The following is an 18,208-nucleotide window of genomic DNA, read 5'->3' on the forward strand; positions in this document are numbered from 1 at the left end:
CATGAGTGATCAGGACAAACAGATACAATCAACCAGTGACCACGAGTCAATTGAGGCAACACCAGACATGATAGCCGAGGCATCAGCAGGCTTAGAGCGACGTCGACTCGAACATGTGATGCAAGATAATTTCTTCCGCTATTCGATGAGTGTCATTGTTGACCGGGCATTACCGGATGTGCGCGATGGTCTAAAGCCGGTGCATCGCCGTATTTTGTATTCAATGAACCAAAACGGCAATCGTAGTACTGCAAAATTCGTTAAATCAGCGCGTATCATTGGTGATGTGATGGGTAAATATCACCCGCATGGTGACTCAGCTATCTATGATTCGATGGTGCGTCTGGCGCAAGATTGGGCGATGCGCTATACCTTGGTGCAGGGCCAGGGAAATTTTGGCTCAATGGACGGAGATCCACCAGCCGCTCACCGTTATACTGAGGCGCGACTCGACAAGCCAGCTGAAGAACTACTAACTGACATCGAGAAAGAAACGGTTGATTTCAAGGATAACTTTGACGGCTCAGAGCGTGAGCCAATCGTGCTGCCGGCAAAATTACCAAACTTGCTATTGAACGGTCAGATTGGTATCGCTGTTGGTATGGCGACGAGTATCCCGACGCACAACTTGGGCGAGTTGGTGGATGCGACGGTTGAGCTGATCAATAATCCTGAGGCGACAGTTGATGATTTACTGAAGCACGTTAAGGGCCCGGACTTTCCGACGGGGGCGATTGTCTATGGAGGCGCGCCGATGCGTCAGGCATATGCGACTGGTCGCGGTAGTGTAATGATGCGGGCAGTGGCGGAGATTCAGGAGACCAAGAAGGGGCGGCATCAGATCGTCGTCACAGAGATCCCGTATGGTGTAAATAAAGCAACACTAATTGAAAAGATTGGTGAATTGCATAAAGAAAAGCGAGTACAACTGGCTGACCTGCGCGATGAAAGTTCTCGAGGTAAGGTCCGCATTGTCATTGAGCTGAAAAAAGATGCGTATCCAAAGAAAGTATTGAATCAGCTGTACAAACTAACAGCGCTCCAGACGAGTTTTAATTACAACATGTTGGCATTGGTCAACACTATGCAGCCACGGATCTTAGGCTTGCACGATATTCTGAGCGAATTTGTGAAACACCGCCAGTCTGTGGTGCGCCGCCGTACTGAGTTTGAGCTGAAAAAGGCCAAGGCGAGGGCGCATATTCTGGAAGGCTATAAGATTGCGCTGGATCACATTGACGAGGTGATCAAGACGATTCGTGCCTCAAAAACCCAGGATGAAGCGGAAAAGAATCTGCGCGCTAAGTTTGGACTCAGCGAGATCCAGGCCAAGGCTATTTTGGCAATGCAGCTGCGACGCCTGACTGGACTTGAGCGTGAAGCGGTCGAGAATGAACTTCGCGAACTTCTGAAGCTGATCGCAAGGTTAGAGGCTATCTTGGCCGACGAGCAAGAGATTTTGAATATTATCAAGACTGAGCTTCTAGAGATGAAGGAAAAGTACGGCGACGAGCGGCGTAGTAAAATTATCAACCATGAACTGGGTAAGTTCTCTGATGAGGAGCTAATTCCAGATGAGGAAGCGGTCATTTTGCTAACTGGCGAGAATTACATCAAGCGGACCCTGCTCAGTGACTATCGCAAGCAAAACCGTGGCGGCAAGGGCAAGCGCGGCATGACCACCAAAGAGGAGGACATCATTGACCAGGTGGTGCCAGCAAACACCCATGACTATTTGTTGTTCTTTACGAATCGAGGTCGGATTTTCCGTCTGAAGGCGTATGAAGTGCCAGCTGCCAGTCTCAGTGCCAAAGGTGTAGCGGCGGTGAACCTGCTCCAGCTGCAGCCAGAAGAGAAGATCACCGCTATCATTAAACACGAGAAGAACGCTGGTGACCAGGGCTACCTATTTATGGCAACTAAGCATGGTACGGTGAAGAAGACTCCGCTTGGCGACTATGCCAATATCCGGACGAACGGGCTTATTGCTATTAAGCTAGACGATGGTGATGAGCTGCGCTGGATCAAGAAAACAGATGGCAAAAGTGATGTAATTATTTCAACATCAGCTGGTCAAGCGATTCGTTTCAACGAGCAGGATGCCCGGCCGATGGGTCGAGCGGCTCGTGGCGTACGCGGGGTGCGTCTACGTCCGAACGATTGCGTTGTTGGCATGGATATCGTTACCAGCGATGAGCAGACACTACTGGTCATTAGCGAAAAGGGCTTTGGTAAGCGCACGAAAGTGACTAACTTCCCAAGTCATAAGCGCGGTGGTGTCGGGATAAAGGCGGCAATCGTGACAGCAAAGACTGGCCCAATTATCTCAGTGCAGACAATTGATCCGACGATGAATGAAGCACTGTTAGTATCGCAAAATGGTCAAACAATTCGCCTGGGCTTGAGTGACATCAAGTTGCTCGGTCGAACAACCCAGGGTGTGACGATTATGCGGTTGAGTGATGGCGATGCGGTGTCATCGATTGGCCTAATGGAGAAACGTCCAGAGGAGGAGTAGCCAAGTGCCGATGCAATACCTCCTGATACCGGGCATCGCGTGGTTTGTAGCGCAGTCATCAAAGCATCTGGCCCGGCTGTTTGGCCGTAATCGTCGAGTCACGCAGTCGAACCCTCGTTCGCCGGTATTGTTTTCGGGTGGTATGCCGAGTGCTCACAGTGCAACGGTGGTGTCGCTTGCGCTGACCATCGGCCACTACCAGGGGTGGGGAAGTCCGCTGTTTGGCCTGGCTGCGTGGTTCGCGGCGATCGTGTTGTATGATGCGGTGATGGTGCGATTTTCCTCTGGGCAGCAAGGTGACTTGCTCAATAGAGTGGTGCGAAAAGATTATCCAAAGCTGTCAACGATTAGGGTGGCACATGGTCATACACTGCCAGAAATGCTTGTCGGGGCGGCCGTGGGCACGGTTGTAACCTTTGTTGTAATTTTCGCTACAAGATAATTGCTAATAACCCTTGACCTGACCACTAATATCAGGTAAGATGAATATCAGTCTGGTTGCTGGAGTGCGAGCCAAGCGACAATCACGCTAATTTGTTAGGTGAAGCGAAAGCGGTACACAAACCCGACTATGGTCTTTAACAATTTGATTGTGCAATATCATCGTCAGTTTATATTTTTGTAGAGCCTTAATACTTTGATACAAAGTAGATTTTTAACGGAGAGTTTGATCCTGGCTCAGGATGAATGCTGGCGGCGTGCCTAACACATGCAAGTCGAGCGGCAGCGAGTTCTGCACTGTCAACTTGAAGCCTGGACGCGGGGATTTCCGAAGGAAATCAGCCGTATCATTTCGAAAGGAGTGAGTGTCTAGGGTGATTTCGAATTGATGGTGCAGAATGTCGGCGAGCGGCGAACGGCTGAGTAACGCGTAGGAATTTGCCCCAAAGTGAGGGATAACTGCCCGAAAGGGTAGCTAATACCGCATATGGTCTTCGGATTAAAGGATTTATCCGCTTTGGGAGAAGCCTGCGTTGGATTAGGTAGTTGGTAGGGTAATAGCCTACCAAGCCGACGATCCATAGCTGGTCTGAGAGGATGATCAGCCAGACTGGAACTGAGACACGGTCCAGACTCCTACGGGAGGCAGCAGTGAGGAATCTTCCACAATGGGCGAAAGCCTGATGGAGCAACGCCGCGTGAAGGATGAAGGCCTTCGGGTTGTAAACTTCTTTTATGAGTGAAGAATATGACGGTAACTCATGAATAAGCACCGGCTAACTACGTGCCAGCAGCCGCGGTCATACGTAGGGTGCGAGCATTATCCGGAGTGACTGGGCGTAAAGAGTTGCGTAGGCGGTTTAATAAGTGAATAGTGAAACCTGGTGGCTCAACCATACAGACTATTATTCAAACTGTTAAACTCGAGAATGGTAGAGGTAACTGGAATTTCTTGTGTAGGAGTGAAATCCGTAGATATAAGAAGGAACACCAATGGCGTAGGCAGGTTACTGGGCCATTTCTGACGCTAAGGCACGAAAGCGTGGGGAGCGAACCGGATTAGATACCCGGGTAGTCCACGCCGTAAACGATGGATACTAGCTGTTGGAGGTATCGACCCCTTCAGTAGCGAAGCTAACGCGTTAAGTATCCCGCCTGTGGAGTACGGCCGCAAGGCTAAAACATAAAGGAATTGACGGGGACCCGCACAAGCGGTGGATTATGTTCTTTAATTCGATGATAACCGAAGAACCTTACCAGGGCTTGACATCCAGGGAAGGTCTGTGAAAGCAGACTGTGCCTTTTGGAACCCTGTGACAGGTGATGCATGGCCGTCGTCAGCTCGTGTCGTGAGATGTTAGGTTAAGTCCTTCAACGAGCGCAACCCTTGCAAGTAGTTGTATTTTTCTACTTGGACTGCCCCGGTAACGGGGAGGAAGGAGGGGATGATGTCAGGTCAGTATTTCCCTTACGTCCTGGGCTAGAAACGTAATACAATGGCTAGTACAATGCGCAGCGAAGCCGCGAGGTGAAGCAAATCGCATCAAAGCTAGTCCCAGTTCGGATTGCAGGCTGAAACTCGCCTGCATGAAGTCGGAATCGCTAGTAATCGCAAATCAGCAAGTTGCGGTGAATACGTTCCCGGGTCTTGTACACACCGCCCGTCAAACCATGAAAGTGACCAACACCCGAAGTCCGATTCGTCGGCCTAAGGTGGGGGGCATGATTGGGGTTAAGTCGTAACAAGGTATCCGTACCGGAAGGTGCGGATGGATTACCTCCTTTCTAGGGAGAATAGATGCCAGCTTGTCGAGCAATCACAAGTTGAGCTAGGTCGGTCTCGTAAATATGCTGAGCTTACATATTTACAATAGTCCTTCTAGGGACGAGACAAAGTTCAAAACCTTCTCTACGATAAGTCGATTGATGAATTGCACAATCAAGTTGTTAATATAAAAACGCCCTCCTGTTTGGAGGGTGTTTTGTCGTCTATGACTAATGACGGGGCCTTTCCTTTCAGTGTGGCTGAGCATAGGCAGAACGCGATATGGCGATGGCTGCGGAACTATCGGCGACCGAATAGCGATTCTGCCAGCCAGCCTAGCGGGATAGTGTGGAGACACAGCATAATCCCAAAGCCAACTCCACAGACGACCAGACCCCAGAACTTGAAGCGCTCGTAGCTACTGATGCCGCTCGCGAGATTGTCCGCTAACTTTTGGTGGTAGACAGTCATGACGGCGCCGATAATCAAAACGATGAGGCCGACAAAAAAAGATCCAAAGGTAAATTTATAATACATATCTCCATTATACACTTGCCAGAATAAAAAAGATACGGTACAATGAATAAAGTCTTGGCGAGATGGGGGCATAGCTCAGTTGGCTAGAGCACCTGCTTTGCAAGCAGGGGGTCCAGGGTTCGAGTCCCTGTGCCTCCACCATATGGGGTGAAGTAGGCTTACGTCTACGACACTCCACCAAGACTGCAATGAGGGCGATTAGCTCAGCTGGTTAGAGCGCGTCACTGATAATGACGAGGTCGGAGGTTCAAGTCCCTCATCGCCCACCATAACGTCATTATGTTGAACAGAGCGAGGTATAATGACCTTTTGGAGGGTAATCCTATTACCCATCACGTTTTTGATAAGGGCGACTAGCTCAGTTGGCTAGAGCATCTCGTTTACACCGAGAGGGTCAGGGGTTCGAGTCCCTTGTCGCCCACCAAATAAACAGTCATCCCGTTTGGGGGTGTTTTTATTTACGAATATCGCTTTTAATAAATAATTACTCTATACTGTAAGTAGATGTATAAATATGTTATAAAACCACTGTTATTTTTGCTAACGCCAGACTTTACGCATAAGCTGATTGTTTTCTGCGGTCGTGTGGCACAGGCACCGCCGCCTGTTCGGTGGGCCATCCGTAAGTCGTGGAGTTTTCAAGATAACTCGCTCCGGCGGGAGGTGGGCGGTATTACTTTTTGTAATCCGATCGGCTTGTCGGCAGGATTTGATAAAAATGTCCAGCTGTCGCCGCTGATGGAGAGTGTTGGCTTTGGGTTTGCTTCGGGCGGGTCGGTGACGCTAGAGCCGAGGAAAGGGAATCGGCGGCCATGGTTTCATCGTTTGCCGAAGACAAAGTCGGTGGTGGTGTATGCTGGTATGCCAAATTATGGTCTCAGAAAGATTAGCAGATATATTCGTCGTAATCGACGGCGGTTGGATAACATGCCAACAGTTGTGTCAGTGGCAGTTGTAGCAAATAAAACAACACGTGAGCGTATGAGTACTCGACTAACGAAGGAAGCAATTATTGACGATGTGAAAAAAGCAACAGAATATATTAGTGACAACAAATTGGCGAGTGTTGTAGAAATTAATATATCCTGCCCCAACGCCGGTAAGGAGCCGTTTATTGAGACAGAGTCGCTTGATGCATTATTAACAGCACTTGACAGCGTGTCGCGCGATGTGCCGTTTTGGGTAAAAATGCCGCATTTGTACGATATAGAACAATTCGATTCGCTACTGAAAGTTATTGTTCAGCATAACGTCCAGGGTGTGACAGTGGCTAATTTGGTAAAAGACCGTAGTAAAATTGACATCAAAGATCCGCTGACTGATGAAATTCGCGGCGGGTTGAGCGGCGAGCCAACGCGCGAGCATAGCCTAGATCTAATTCGCCATACATATAAGAAATACGGCGATAGATTGACGATTATTGGCGTCGGCGGAGTGTTTTCGGCTGAGGATGCGTATGCCAAAATTAAGGCTGGTGCTAGCCTGGTGGGGCTGATTACCGGGCTATTTTTTGAAGGGCCGCAGCTAATCGGGCGAATTAATCGCGGACTGGTGGAGCTATTAAAAAAGGATGGTTTTTCTCATATCTCCGAGGCAGTTGGCGCGGATTTTCGCAGCGAGTCAAAAAAGGTGAAAAAACTTTGAAAAAACTCTTGCAAAACAACTACAGCTGCTGTATAGTTGATTACTAGTTACGCGAATGTTCAGGAGAACCTCTGGCAACACACTGCAAAAACGTGCGAGGGCAGTGGTGATAATATCGTTGAGTGTAGATTAGATTACGTTATTTTGACGGGTCGAGATGTGCACTCAAACGCGATGCATGATCATTAACAATTTGAAGAGAAGAAATTGAGTTTTTAATTGACGGTAACAGTAATTGTAAAGTAGCAACTACTAGTTAAGTCAATGCATAAAAAGGTACTCAAGGGCGCTAAATGGATGCCTAGACGTATATTACCGAAGAAGGACGTGGAAGACTGCGATAAGCCTCGGGAAGCTGTCAACAAGCTTTGATCCGGGGATTTCCGAATGGGGAAACCCAGCATGAGTCATGTCATGTTGCCACTTGCTGAACACATAGGCAAGCGAGCGGGAACCATCTGAACTGAAACATCTTAGTAGGATGAGGAAGAGAAAGTAAATAACGATTGCGAAAGTAGTGGCGAGCGAAATCGCAACAGCCCAAACCTTTTAAGTTTTTGCCTATTTATTTAGGCAAATAAGTTGATAGACGAATACTTAACAAGGGGTTGTGATATTACATATGACCAAGTCAGAGCATTTGATTCGTTCAAATAATCTGATTTGTGATACCAGGCTATCAACTGGTAGTAAGGTAAGAAAGTTGCGTGGTTAGCAGAATAGTTTGAATGACTAGCCAAAGAACGTGAAAGCCGTGTACGCGAAAACGACGCTGACCTTATGTATGTTTTATCGAGTAGGACGGGGCACGAGAAACCCTGTTTGAATCTGGCTGGACCACCAGCCAAGGCTAAATATAATATACGATCGATAGTGAACTAGTACAGCGATGGAAAGGTGAAAAGAACCCCGGGAGGGGAGTGAAATAGATCCTGAAATTTAGTGCCTACAAGGAGTCGGAGCCGGCTTGTCCGGTGACGGCGTGCTTTTTGTAGAACGATCCAGCGAGTTAATTTTTACAGCGAGGTTAAGTCAATTGACGGAGCCACAGTGAAAGCGAGCCTGAATAGGGCGTTTAGTTGTAAGGATTAGACCCGAAACCGGGTGACCTAACCATGAGCAGGTTGAAGCCACTGTAACAGGTGGTGGAGGACCGAACCAGGATACGCAGCAAAGTGTTTGGATGACTTGTGGTTAGCGGTGAAATGCCAATCGAACTCGGAGATAGCTGGTTCTCCTCGAAATAGCTTTAGGGCTAGCGTCGTGTTAGTAGCACATGGGGGTAGAGCTCTGTAAAGGACTGGGGCGGGCAACTGTACCCACCCTTAACAAACTACGAATACCATGTGTGTAACCACGGCAGTTAGAACATCGGTGCTAAGATCGGTGCTCGAAAGGGAAACAGCCCAGACCATCATCTAAGGTCCCTAAATTAACGTTCAGTGGGAAACAAGGTGAGATTTCTTAAACAGCTAGGATGTTGGCTTAGAAGCAGCCATTCATTTAAAGAGTGCGTAACAGCTCACTAGTCAAGAGATCTTGCGTGGAAAATGTAACGGGGCTAAAACGTTATACCGAAGATATGGATGTCAGATTTATCTGGCGTGGTAGAGGAGCGTTCCTATCAGCGGTGAAGTCGAATCGGAAGGTTCGGTGGAGCGGTAGGAAGTGAGAATGCTGGAATGAGTAACCATAAGAGAGGTGAGAATCCTCTCGGCCGTAAGAGCAAGGTTTCCTGAGCCATGGTAATCATCTCAGGGTTAGTCGGGCCTAAGCCGAGGCGCAGAGCGTAGGCGATGGACATCAGGTTAATATTCCTGAACCGGTTAAGTTTTGTACACTGTTCACGGGGAAGTAATCGAAGCGGATTCATGGTTTATCCGTCCAACCGAGCGGGAACGCAAAGGGAGTGAAAGTGATTCTTCGGAGTCGCAATTTTGGTGAAAGCCCTGGCTAGAAAAGCAGGTGTACCTAGTGGACTTAGCCGCCCGTACCGCAAACCAACACAGGTGCTCGAGTCGAGTAGACTCAGGCTTACGAGCGAACCTTCGCTAAGGAACTCGGCAATACAGCGACCGTAACTTCGGGATAAGGTCTGCCCCCACTTCGGTGGATATCAGCCGCGTTCACTCAGTGAATAATAGGTTAAAGAGTACATTTTTAATCACAAAACGAATTTTCTGAGATAGAGCAAATGAATTGTTCTTTTGAACGCGAATCTCTGGCATCTAACGATGTGGGGGCCGCAGCAAAAGAGCCCACGGAACTGTTTATCAAAAACACAGGTCTCTGCTAACACGAAAGTGGATGTATAGGGGCTGACTCCTGCCCAATGCTGGAAGGTTAAGGGGAGCGCTTCACGGTGCGAACTGAAGCCCTAGTCAATGGCGGCGGTAACTATAACCGTCCTAAGGTAGCGAAATTCCTTGTCAGGTAAGTTCTGACCCGCACGAATGGAGTAATCATGTGGGCACTGTCTCAGCGAAGGACTCGGTGAAAGTGCATTGGCGGTAAAGATGCCGTCTGTCCGTACCAGGACGAAAAGACCCCATGGAGCTTTACTACAGCTTTACATTGAATACGGTTTCAACATGTGTAGCATAGGTGGGAGACTTTGAAGCAGATACGCCAGTATTTGTGGAGTCACCAAGTGAAATACCACCCTTGTTGTGATTGTGTTCTCACGCTGACCGTTATCCGGTTAGCGGACCGTGTATGGTGGGTAGTTTAACTGGGGCGGTTGCCTCCTAAAGAGTAGCGGAGGCGTTCAAAGGTTGGCTAACTTCGGATGGAAATCGAAGTGATAGTGTATGCGCACAAGCCAGCTTGACTGTGAGGAGTACATTCCAATCAGAGACGAAAGTCGGAGCAAGTGATCCGCTGTACGTACATTTGTACATGAATGTGGGATCGACAGCGCAAACGGATAAAAGTTACCCTGGGGATAACAGGCTTATAGCGCCCAATAGTTCACATAGACGGCGCTGTTTGGCACCTCGATGTCGGCTCATCACATCCTGGAGGGGGAGCACCTTCCAAGGGTTCGGCTGTTCGCCGATTAAAGTGGTACGCGAGCTGGGTTCAGAACGTCGTGAGACAGTTCGGTTTATATCCGGTATGGACGATAGGAAACTTGAGAGGATCTACCCCTAGTACGAGAGGACCGGGGCGGACGCACCTCTGGTGTATCGATTGTGGCCACCTGCTGCATTGTCGAGTAGCTATGTGCGGACTAGATAAGCGCTGAAAGCATATTAAGCGCGAAACTAACCTCAAGATAAGGTTTCCCTATGAGGACACAGAAAGACTATCTGTTTGATAGGCGCAAGGTGGAAGTGCAGCAATGCATGGAGCTAAAGCGTACTAATAGTCCCATTGCCTTTTTATGTCCTTGTCTGCTAGCGTTTATGCTTGCATAACGCTCGCGGATAAGGTAGACTTGACTAGTAATTGGTGCTTTTCAACAAGTACCAGCCAATTAACAATTCAATTTCGTGCTGATTTGATTGGACATCGAAGAAAGGGGTTTGGCCCACCACGCGAGTATATGTGGAACCAAGCGCTTTAAACCCCCTCCTTCGGTGCCCATGGCGAGGAGGAAACACCTGTTCTCATCCCGAACACAGAAGTTAAGCTCCTCAGCGGCGATTATACTGCGAAAGTGGGAAACTAGCACGGTGCCGAATTATAAAAAAGACTTCCGAATAGGGAGTCTTTTTTCGTTTTTGCCAGAGGCGCTTGCGAGTAGCATAAGTATGATATAATGATGAGGAAATGGATAAAAAACAAACAGAACAGCCAGAGTCCCTGAGGTCGGAGCGTGGGGGGTTTGTGGTGATGTGCGCGTCTTGGTTGAGGCGGCCAAAATCGTGGGTTATTATTGGTGGCGGTATTGTTGCATTGACGGTGGTAGTAGTTGGAGTGCTGTTTGTTATCACAACGCGTGGCAATGTCGGCGCTGAGCGCGTGTCCGACGAGGATTTGCAGGCGATTGACCGGCCGATTCGCCTGAAGTTTAATCAACAGCTTGGCGAGGTGAGGCCAGAGATTAAGCCAGAAGTGCGTGGTACGTGGCGCGAAAAGCGACAGTTGTTCGGCGTTTTTGAGATGGAGTTTACGCCCGACCAGCCACTGGCAGCTGATACAAATTACACCGTGGCGTTCCCGGGGGCGAGACGTTCGCTGTTTGGTAATGCGACAATCCATGATGTATCGTTCAAGACGCAAAAAGCACCACGAGTGGATACGACATCGCTGGACGGCAAAGAGGTGATCGCGATGGACCAGGCGTTGACGGTGCGTTTGGGGTCGCGGGCGAGTAAATTGCGCGATCTAGAATTGACGACTGAGCCAGCGCTTGGGCTGAAGCGTGAGTCGTCTGATGATCAAACATTTTCATGGAAATATGCTGGCCTACTAGCACCTGACACGCAGTACACCTTCAAGTTATACGATAAAGCCCAGAAGGAAGAGTTAAAACGTTTTACGGTGAAGAGTGCGCCACTACCGGCGATTGGGTCACCGATTAAAGAGCATTCAGTAACGCCATCAGATGAATTGAAGTTGACGTTTCAGGAAGCAATTGATGCAAAGGATCGGCCAAATATAGCGGTTGACACGGCTGGTAATGGTTCGTGGCGGAGCGATACCGAGTACGTATTCAAGGCAGATAAATTGGAGCCGGGCAAGACATACACATACACCATTCCTAAAGGCCTACGGACAGCTCGTGGAGGTGTTCTCGTCGAGGAAGTAAAAAAGATATTTACCACTAATGGGCATGTGCGTGGTGTGGGGGCGTCCCCGTGGCGAACCACTGTTGATCAAGCGGCGCAGGATGTATGGATAACCTTTGATCAGGCAGTTGACCACAAGAGCGCCCAGGATCGCCTTAGGGTTTCATCTGGTACAGTTCAGAGTATTTCCTGGCGTGGTAATACGATGGTTGCTCGGGTGGTCAATATGGGCTTTCAGCGGCAAGTCCAGGTTTGGGTAGAGCCGGGCGTGCAGCCAGTATTTGGACTGCCGAGTGTAGAGCGAATTGCGACATCGTTCACAACTAATTCACGGGTCGTCAAACTCAATAACGTACCATTCTATCGTCAGGCGTACGCCCAAAGCTGCGAAGCGGCCTCGCTGCGTATGGCCTTGGCATATCGTGGTGTACATGATAATGATTGGAACATTTTGCAGCGTTTCGGGTACCGTCCACGACCACGAGACAAGGCGACAAATGAGTGGGACGATCCGAATGCGCAGTTTGTGGGCGACGTAAACGGCAACCAAGGTACGGGAACGGGCTGGGGTGTATATGCTGGTCCGGTGGCACGGGCGGCTGGGCAGTATGGTCGCAGGACGTCAGTGGCATATGGTGCCAATGCGAATTTCGTAGCACAGCAAATTCATAACGGTAATCCAGTCATTGCGTGGGGCGTATGGCGGATTGGCGCAAAAATTGATAGTTGGAGGACGCCGTCAGGTCGGACGGTCAGCGGGCCAATACCGATGCATGTACGCCTCATTGTTGGGGTTCGCGGTGAGCCGCACGATCCGCTCGGGTTCTATGTTAATGACCCGATCGCAGGACGACTCTATTGGACGAGAGCGCAGTTTGTGGCGATGACAGCTGGTGCTGGACCGGCGGCGCAGCTGTTGGCGGTGCATTAATCGGTACTGAAGTGAGGATGGTATAGCCAGGCCCCTCGCGTCTTTGTCATTGAGCTAGCTCTATAGACGCGGGCTTTGTAGTCGGAAAGTTGAAGATGAGTATACGTATTTTTCTCGTTGTCGGGGTAACTTTCGATGTAGACAATTTTAGCTATTGGCGAAATTCCTTTCACAATCAAAAACCACCCATCTCGCAGAAAGGGTGGTTTTTGAGTGGTGGAACTCATCATTTCTAAGCTCCAACAGGTGCCGTCACAAAGTGACAGGTTCTATTATAGCGAAGTAAATCGCTGATTGCAATATTTTATTCACAATAAAAATAGCTTATGTAAATGTTGACAAAGTATGAGCAGTATGATAATATGTATACATAACACATATCATGTGTGATATATAAAGGCGAGGGTTTCCATAGTAAATGATGTGGAAATCTTTTTAATTAGGGAGGAAAACTCACATGGCAGGTACAAAAATTGGCGGTATGAAAGCGGCAGCGAAAAACTTAGCGCGTGACCCAGACTTTTATGCCAAGATCGGCGCGAAGGGCGGTCGGAACGGACGGACCGGTGGCTTTGCGGCAAACCCAGCTCTGGCACGGATCGCTGGTGCTAAAGGTGGTCGCATTTCTCGTCGGCGTAAGGCAACGACGACGGCCACGACAACAGTTAATCCAGCAACGACGGTATCAACAGTACAGACAACGACCCAAGACGACGTGACGCTGGCCGCGTAGCCAAACTGCTTAAAATGATGCGGTAGCCCTCTTTTCGTAGAGGGCTATTCGCGGTAGCGGCGGAGTTCGCAGGATCGAGCTTCGTTGACGCGCCAGTTGCTAGCGCAGTGGAGACAGCGATAGTGGTGCTTGGCGATTTCTATACCGACAGCGCTACATGTCGGGCACGTGCTGCGGGCGTGTAGCCACTTGCGGTAGCTATCAAGCGCATCCTGAACGACGTCGTCATTCATAGTTAGAGTAATGTTATGGCGCGGGGCTAACTGATGGACAGCTAGCTCCCAGGCTTGGCGTTCCATGGCGATTAGGTCGATATCACGAGTATAGTGATGATGGTCTAGGATGGCGTGGGCAGTTTCGTGGAGCAGCTGGGCGGTAGCAGCTGGTGACGCCTCGTTGATATAAGTGATAGTCCGTGAATGGTGTGACCACGAAAAAACATCGCCAGCTCGGAACTGATACTCTGGGTAATCGCTGGCCAGCTGCTTAACGATGGACGATAGCGTTATCGTAGCAACCATAGAGTACAGACTCCTCGGGGTGTGCTGCACCAACGATGTGCGGGCAGGTGATAAATGACGGTAGTTTCTCGGTGATAAGTCCGGCTAGTGATGCAGAGAATTTATCGGTGTAGCGGCCGACACCGCCGCCGATAACGATAACGTTTGGCTGAATAGCAGCGATCAGTGCCTGCAGTCCTAAGCTGAGTCTCTTGGCAGCCTCAAACCAAGCTTCGGGCGGTGTTGCGTCCGATAATTCACCAAACTGTTGACTGAGCGCTCGTCCGGAAGCGAGGTTTTCCCACGAATCGATGGTTGACTGATATGCGATTTGCATATGACCGGCTTCGCTGCTGCGTAGGCTGGGGTGGAGTGTGCCGTTGAGGATAATGCTGGTGCCGATGCCTGTACCGATAGTGACGTAGAGGCCGCAGGCTGGTTGTGGTTCAAGGCGACGTATGCTGGCGAGGCCGGCGAGGTTGGCATCATTTTCGAGGATGATTTGGGCGTCAGGAAAGTGGTCGGCCAGGAGGTCGCGGATGGGCACCTCGCACCAGCCGAGGTTAATGCAATATGTAGCGACACCGTCAGTGACGGTGCCGGGTAGGCCGATCGAGATGTCTGTAACAGGTGCGCCCTCGGCGATCACGGCGATAGTGTCAATGACCTGTTTGATATACGCCGTAATGTCTGTTGGGGTGGCAAACCGAGTTGTTGTCTCTAGTGTGCCGTTGTCGGTAAATCGTCCGACTAATGTTTTTGTGCCTCCAGTATCAATCGCAATAATCATGAAGCTAGTATACCCCTTTACGAGAGCGGTGACAATATGGTACAGTAAGTATTAGTAACATCAGGGAGATAATAGTATGAAGCAGAACCGCCAGCGAGGATATGTCGTAATCTACGTGATTGTAGGGATTATTTTGGCGGCGATCGCTTTGGCAACGTTATACGGGTTGCGACAATTATCAGCACAGAACCAGGCTGCCTCATCGACGGAAAATGCTGCGACGAGTGAGCAGCAAAAAGAGACGAACAACACGAAGCCTGACGATAAATCGGCCGACAAAAAGAAGAACGAGAAGAGCGATGAGAAAAAAGACACTTCTTCGGCTGAGTCAAATAAGTCCGCGCAGCAGCAGCCTCAACAACACGCGCAGAATCAACCAACGCCGCCAGCTCAAAACAATAGCCGTGGGTCATCCCGCTTACCAGCAACTGGGCCGGCTGACTCGTTGGCAGTTGGCTTCGTGTTGGGGCTGATTGTGGCCGCGGGCTTTGCTTATCGCCGGTCAATGTTGGTAGTTTAGCTTCCTTCTCTTTACTCGAGGCGTTATCTACGATATAATAAAGCGAGACCTCCAAGAGGTGACTGTTTTGGCAGGCCGCTTGGATAAGAATATTAACGTAATATGGGAGTCTATTTGGACGTATGGCAAATCCATTGACCATGGACGATCTGCTTGCTCAGGCGAGCGACTCCGTGAAACAGCTGACCGCGGGCGAGGTTGTGCACGGAACTATTTTATCAATAAAGAAACACGAAGTTTTGATTGATCTGGGGCCTTTGGGCGTTGGCTTGGTGCCGCGCCGCGAGGTGAGCATGTCGAACAATTACGCCGAAGGTGATGAGGTAACTGCGAGTGTTGTCGAGGTTGAGCTGGACAACGGTTATTCACTGCTCAGTATGCGTAAAGCGGCGCGCGATCGTGGTTGGGACGAGGTTGCAGCCAAATTGGAGAGCGGTGAAATTGTAACGGTGACGCCGTATGACGCCAATCGTGGTGGTCTGTTGGCTGAATATGAAGGGGTGCGCGGTTTCTTGCCGGTATCGCAGCTATCGGCTGAGCATTATCCGCGAGTTGGTTCAAGTGACAAGGACGAGATCTTGCAGCGGCTTAACGTGCTGGTCAACAAAGAGATTCGCGTACGGATTTTGGATGCTGATCGCAAGGCGAACAAGCTCATCTTTTCCGAAAAAGAGGCCATCAAAGAGGGCCTGGCGGAGCGGTTTGAGAAATTGTCGGTTGGTGATACCGTCAAGGGTATCGTGACTGGCGTGGTAGATTTTGGTGTATTCGTGAACGTTGAGGGAATTGAGGGACTGATTCATATCTCAGAAATTAGCTGGGAGCGGGTCAACAATCCGAGCGATTACGTCAAGGTTGGTCAGACCGTAGAGGCAAAGATTATCGCCATCGACAAGGAGCGCCTCAGCTTGAGCATGAAGCAACTGACGAAGGACCCATGGCTGGATGAAGTGGAGCAGTTCAAGTCAGGCGAGGACGTCGAAGGTACAGTCACACGGATTACACCGTTTGGTGCATTTGTGCAGCTAAGTCCAGCTGTCGAGGCTCTCGTTCACGTTTCGGAGCTGGGTGGCGATGGGACTGACCCGGAGAAAGTCTTTACATTAAATGAGCGCAAGACCTTTACGGTGCTCGAAATTGATAAAGATAATCGCAAGATTTCGCTGTCGCTGGCTGGCGGCAAGAAAAAATAGCCTATAGAAAAAGAGTAATGTAAACAGTTCGCCGAGGTGTCACGCCGGCGATGAAAGGAGCACGAGCAGATGACAGAAAAGATTGTCGCAATTGCAGATTCAGTAACCGTCGGAGAGCTCGCTACTACCTTGAATCTACCGGTCACGACGCTCATTGGCGAGCTGTTTAAGAATGGTATCGCGGCGACGATTAATCAGCGGTTGGACTTTGAGACGGCGTCGATTATCGTTGAAGAGCTGGGCCTTGAGGTAACGCTTAAGAAAAAGGAGGCGGCCGTTGGTCATGCGCGTGTGGAGCATACGCTGTCGGAACGGGCAGTGCCGCGTCCACCGATTGTGGCGGTGATGGGGCATGTTGATCACGGCAAGACGAGCTTGCTGGATGCGATTTTGGGTAACAAGACTGCTGCAGGCGAGGCCGGTGGTATTACGCAACACATTAGTGCCTACCAAACGAGGCGTAATGGGCGGATGATTACACTGCTCGACACTCCAGGGCATGAGGCATTTGCAGCGCTGCGGCAACATGGTGCGGTGCTGACTGATGTGGTGATTATTGTGGTAGCGGCTGACGATGGCGTCAAGCCGCAGACGGTCGAGGCGATTCGATTTGCCCGTTCGGCTAACGCGAAAATCGTGGTGGCGATCAATAAAATTGACAAAGATACCGCCAACCCACAGCTGGTAAAAACGCAACTGGCATCTGAGCATGGCCTTAATCCTGAGGAGTGGGGCGGCGATACGGTGATGGTGGAAGTCAGTGCTAAAACTGGCCAGAATTTGGATAAGCTGCTTGACATGGTGCTACTCGTAGCAGATATGGAAGATCTACGGGCGGATGAGGATGTCCCGGCGGAGGGCTTGGTAATTGAGGCACATATGGAAACTGGGCGCGGCGCGGTGGTTGGGCTACTCGTCGAGCACGGTCAGCTAAAACCAGCGCATTATCTGGTGGCCGGCACGGCGTACGGTCGAGTACGAACAATGTCGGACTTTCGTGGTCAGACAATGAAAATGGCCGGCCCGAGTACACCTGTTAACGTAACTGGATTTAAGGAGCTGCCGCAGTTTGGTGATAGCTTTCGGTTGGCTAAAAATGAGAAAGAGGCGCGGCATTTGGCGCAGGCAGCGCGCCTAGAGCAGGAAAAAATGGCTGCCAGCACCAATGTCACCAGCTCGGATATTTTGAAAATGATGAGTCAGCAGCATGACGCTGAGTCGTTCAATGTTCTCGTCAAGGCTGATGTTCAGGGGTCGCTCACGTCGGTGATTGATAGCCTGAAATTGATTGATACAGGTGGCTTGGTGGATCTACATGTCATCGGTAGTGGGGTTGGTAATATTTCAGAAAATGACATTCATCTGGCAGTTGGCGAGAACACGGTCATTTATGGTTTTAATGTTGATCTGCCGCCAGCAGTGAAGCGCCTGGCAGCACGTGAGCATGTTGAGGTGCGGCTGTATCGAGTGATTTATGAACTACTTGATAACGCCAAGCAATCCATGGAAGCGTTACTGGCCCCAGAGGTCGTCGAGACCGAGGTCGGCCAGCTGAGCGTTAAGGGCGTGTTCCGAACGGTGCGCGAAGAGGTGATCGCTGGTGGTGAAGTGATGACGGGTAAGGTTTATAAGGGCCTGTTGGCGCGCCTGAAGCGTGGCGATGAGCATATTGCCGAGGTTGAAGTATCGTCCGTCCAGCGTCAACATCAGGAAGCCAAAGAGGTGTTTGAGGGTGAAATGTGTGGGCTCAGCCTCAAAACTACGCGAAAAGTCGTTGTCGAGGAAGGTGACACGCTGGAGTTCTTTACGCGGGAGCTGGTGAAGAAGACGCTGTAGGCTTATGCCGCACAGTCCTGTTAAGACTAGTTACGAATAGGTTGACTTTCCCCCAAAAATCTGC

11 protein-coding genes, 3 tRNA genes and 3 rRNA genes are annotated in these 18,208 nt (G+C 50.0%); 14 read left to right on the plus strand and 3 right to left on the minus strand.

The window, feature by feature from the left end:
* Window position 1 precedes the first annotated feature (1 nt).
* From gyrA to FBF27_00720, 3 genes are all read left to right on the plus strand, one after another.
* Window positions 2-2,518, plus strand: a complete 2,517-nt coding sequence (gene gyrA, locus FBF27_00710; GenBank protein QJU08946.1) for a DNA gyrase subunit A — start codon at window positions 2-4, stop codon at window positions 2,516-2,518.
* 10 nt (window positions 2,519-2,528) lie between these two features.
* Window positions 2,529-2,960: a divergent PAP2 family protein gene (locus tag FBF27_00715; GenBank protein QJU08947.1), complete on the plus strand. Its 432-nt coding sequence runs from the start codon at window positions 2,529-2,531 to the stop codon at window positions 2,958-2,960.
* A 210-nt stretch (window positions 2,961-3,170) separates the two neighbouring features.
* Window positions 3,171-4,747: ribosomal RNA gene (locus FBF27_00720) — 16S ribosomal RNA — on the plus strand.
* Window positions 4,748-5,024: 277 nt separating this feature from the next.
* On the opposite strand, the gene FBF27_00725 is transcribed toward FBF27_00720, so the two are convergent.
* Window positions 5,025-5,261, minus strand: coding sequence for a hypothetical protein (locus FBF27_00725; GenBank protein QJU08948.1), 237 nt, complete (start codon window positions 5,259-5,261; stop codon window positions 5,025-5,027).
* Between the two features lie 64 nt (window positions 5,262-5,325).
* On the opposite strand from FBF27_00725, the gene FBF27_00730 reads away from it, so the two are divergent.
* From FBF27_00730 to FBF27_00765, 8 genes are all read left to right on the plus strand, one after another.
* Window positions 5,326-5,402: transfer RNA gene (locus FBF27_00730), tRNA-Ala, on the plus strand.
* A 51-nt stretch (window positions 5,403-5,453) separates the two neighbouring features.
* Window positions 5,454-5,530 (plus strand) — tRNA-Ile (locus tag FBF27_00735).
* 78 nt (window positions 5,531-5,608) lie between these two features.
* A tRNA-Val gene (locus tag FBF27_00740) sits at window positions 5,609-5,685 on the plus strand.
* 80 nt (window positions 5,686-5,765) lie between these two features.
* Window positions 5,766-6,905: a dihydroorotate dehydrogenase (quinone) gene (pyrD, locus tag FBF27_00745; protein ID QJU08949.1), complete on the plus strand. Its 1,140-nt coding sequence runs from the start codon at window positions 5,766-5,768 to the stop codon at window positions 6,903-6,905.
* 271 nt (window positions 6,906-7,176) lie between these two features.
* Window positions 7,177-10,290: ribosomal RNA gene (locus tag FBF27_00750) — 23S ribosomal RNA — on the plus strand.
* Between the two features lie 192 nt (window positions 10,291-10,482).
* Window positions 10,483-10,591: ribosomal RNA gene (gene rrf, locus FBF27_00755) — 5S ribosomal RNA — on the plus strand.
* Between the two features lie 88 nt (window positions 10,592-10,679).
* The gene (locus FBF27_00760; protein QJU08950.1) at window positions 10,680-12,572 is read left to right on the plus strand and encodes a hypothetical protein; all 1,893 of its coding nucleotides are present in this window, start codon (window positions 10,680-10,682) and stop codon (window positions 12,570-12,572) included.
* A 457-nt stretch (window positions 12,573-13,029) separates the two neighbouring features.
* Complete coding sequence (locus FBF27_00765) at window positions 13,030-13,305, plus strand: hypothetical protein (protein QJU08951.1); 276 nt, start codon at window positions 13,030-13,032, stop codon at window positions 13,303-13,305.
* A 44-nt stretch (window positions 13,306-13,349) separates the two neighbouring features.
* Here the strand turns inward: FBF27_00765 and FBF27_00770 are convergent, their stop codons facing one another.
* Window positions 13,350-13,826: a hypothetical protein gene (locus FBF27_00770; GenBank protein ID QJU08952.1), complete on the minus strand. Its 477-nt coding sequence runs from the start codon at window positions 13,824-13,826 to the stop codon at window positions 13,350-13,352.
* Complete coding sequence (locus FBF27_00775) at window positions 13,792-14,595, minus strand: ROK family protein (protein QJU08953.1); 804 nt, start codon at window positions 14,593-14,595, stop codon at window positions 13,792-13,794. The genes FBF27_00770 and FBF27_00775 overlap by 35 nt, the downstream gene beginning before the upstream one ends.
* Before the next feature lie 76 nt (window positions 14,596-14,671).
* Here FBF27_00775 and FBF27_00780 point away from each other — a divergent pair, with 76 nt between their 5' ends.
* From FBF27_00780 to FBF27_00790, 3 genes are all read left to right on the plus strand, one after another.
* On the plus strand, window positions 14,672-15,115 hold the full coding sequence (locus FBF27_00780; protein ID QJU08954.1) for a hypothetical protein: 444 nt from the start codon (window positions 14,672-14,674) through the stop codon (window positions 15,113-15,115).
* Between the two features lie 122 nt (window positions 15,116-15,237).
* Window positions 15,238-16,308: a S1 RNA-binding domain-containing protein gene (locus FBF27_00785; GenBank protein ID QJU08955.1), complete on the plus strand. Its 1,071-nt coding sequence runs from the start codon at window positions 15,238-15,240 to the stop codon at window positions 16,306-16,308.
* Between the two features lie 69 nt (window positions 16,309-16,377).
* Window positions 16,378-18,144: a translation initiation factor IF-2 gene (locus FBF27_00790; GenBank protein QJU08956.1), complete on the plus strand. Its 1,767-nt coding sequence runs from the start codon at window positions 16,378-16,380 to the stop codon at window positions 18,142-18,144.
* Window positions 18,145-18,208: the final 64 nt, after the last annotated feature.

Source organism: Candidatus Saccharibacteria bacterium oral taxon 488 (assembly GCA_013100805.1).
In the GTDB taxonomy this organism is placed as follows: domain Bacteria; phylum Patescibacteriota; class Saccharimonadia; order Saccharimonadales; family Saccharimonadaceae; genus Nanosynbacter.

What these genes read in the sequence shown, in the direction of transcription:
- gyrA (QJU08946.1), top strand. Translation starts at nt 2, where the DNA reads ATGAGTGATCAGGACAAACAGATACAATCAACCAGTGACCACGAGTCA.
- FBF27_00760 (QJU08950.1), top strand. Translation starts at nt 10,680, where the DNA reads ATGGATAAAAAACAAACAGAACAGCCAGAGTCCCTGAGGTCGGAGCGT.
- FBF27_00765 (QJU08951.1), top strand. Translation starts at nt 13,030, where the DNA reads ATGGCAGGTACAAAAATTGGCGGTATGAAAGCGGCAGCGAAAAACTTA.
- FBF27_00780 (QJU08954.1), top strand. Translation starts at nt 14,672, where the DNA reads ATGAAGCAGAACCGCCAGCGAGGATATGTCGTAATCTACGTGATTGTA.
- FBF27_00775 (QJU08953.1), bottom strand. Translation starts at nt 14,595, where the DNA reads ATGATTATTGCGATTGATACTGGAGGCACAAAAACATTAGTCGGACGA.
- FBF27_00790 (QJU08956.1), top strand. Translation starts at nt 16,378, where the DNA reads ATGACAGAAAAGATTGTCGCAATTGCAGATTCAGTAACCGTCGGAGAG.
- FBF27_00770 (QJU08952.1), bottom strand. Translation starts at nt 13,826, where the DNA reads ATGGTTGCTACGATAACGCTATCGTCCATCGTTAAGCAGCTGGCCAGC.
- FBF27_00785 (QJU08955.1), top strand. Translation starts at nt 15,238, where the DNA reads ATGGCAAATCCATTGACCATGGACGATCTGCTTGCTCAGGCGAGCGAC.
- FBF27_00725 (QJU08948.1), bottom strand. Translation starts at nt 5,261, where the DNA reads ATGTATTATAAATTTACCTTTGGATCTTTTTTTGTCGGCCTCATCGTT.
- FBF27_00715 (QJU08947.1), top strand. Translation starts at nt 2,529, where the DNA reads ATGCAATACCTCCTGATACCGGGCATCGCGTGGTTTGTAGCGCAGTCA.
- pyrD (QJU08949.1), top strand. Translation starts at nt 5,766, where the DNA reads ATGTATAAATATGTTATAAAACCACTGTTATTTTTGCTAACGCCAGAC.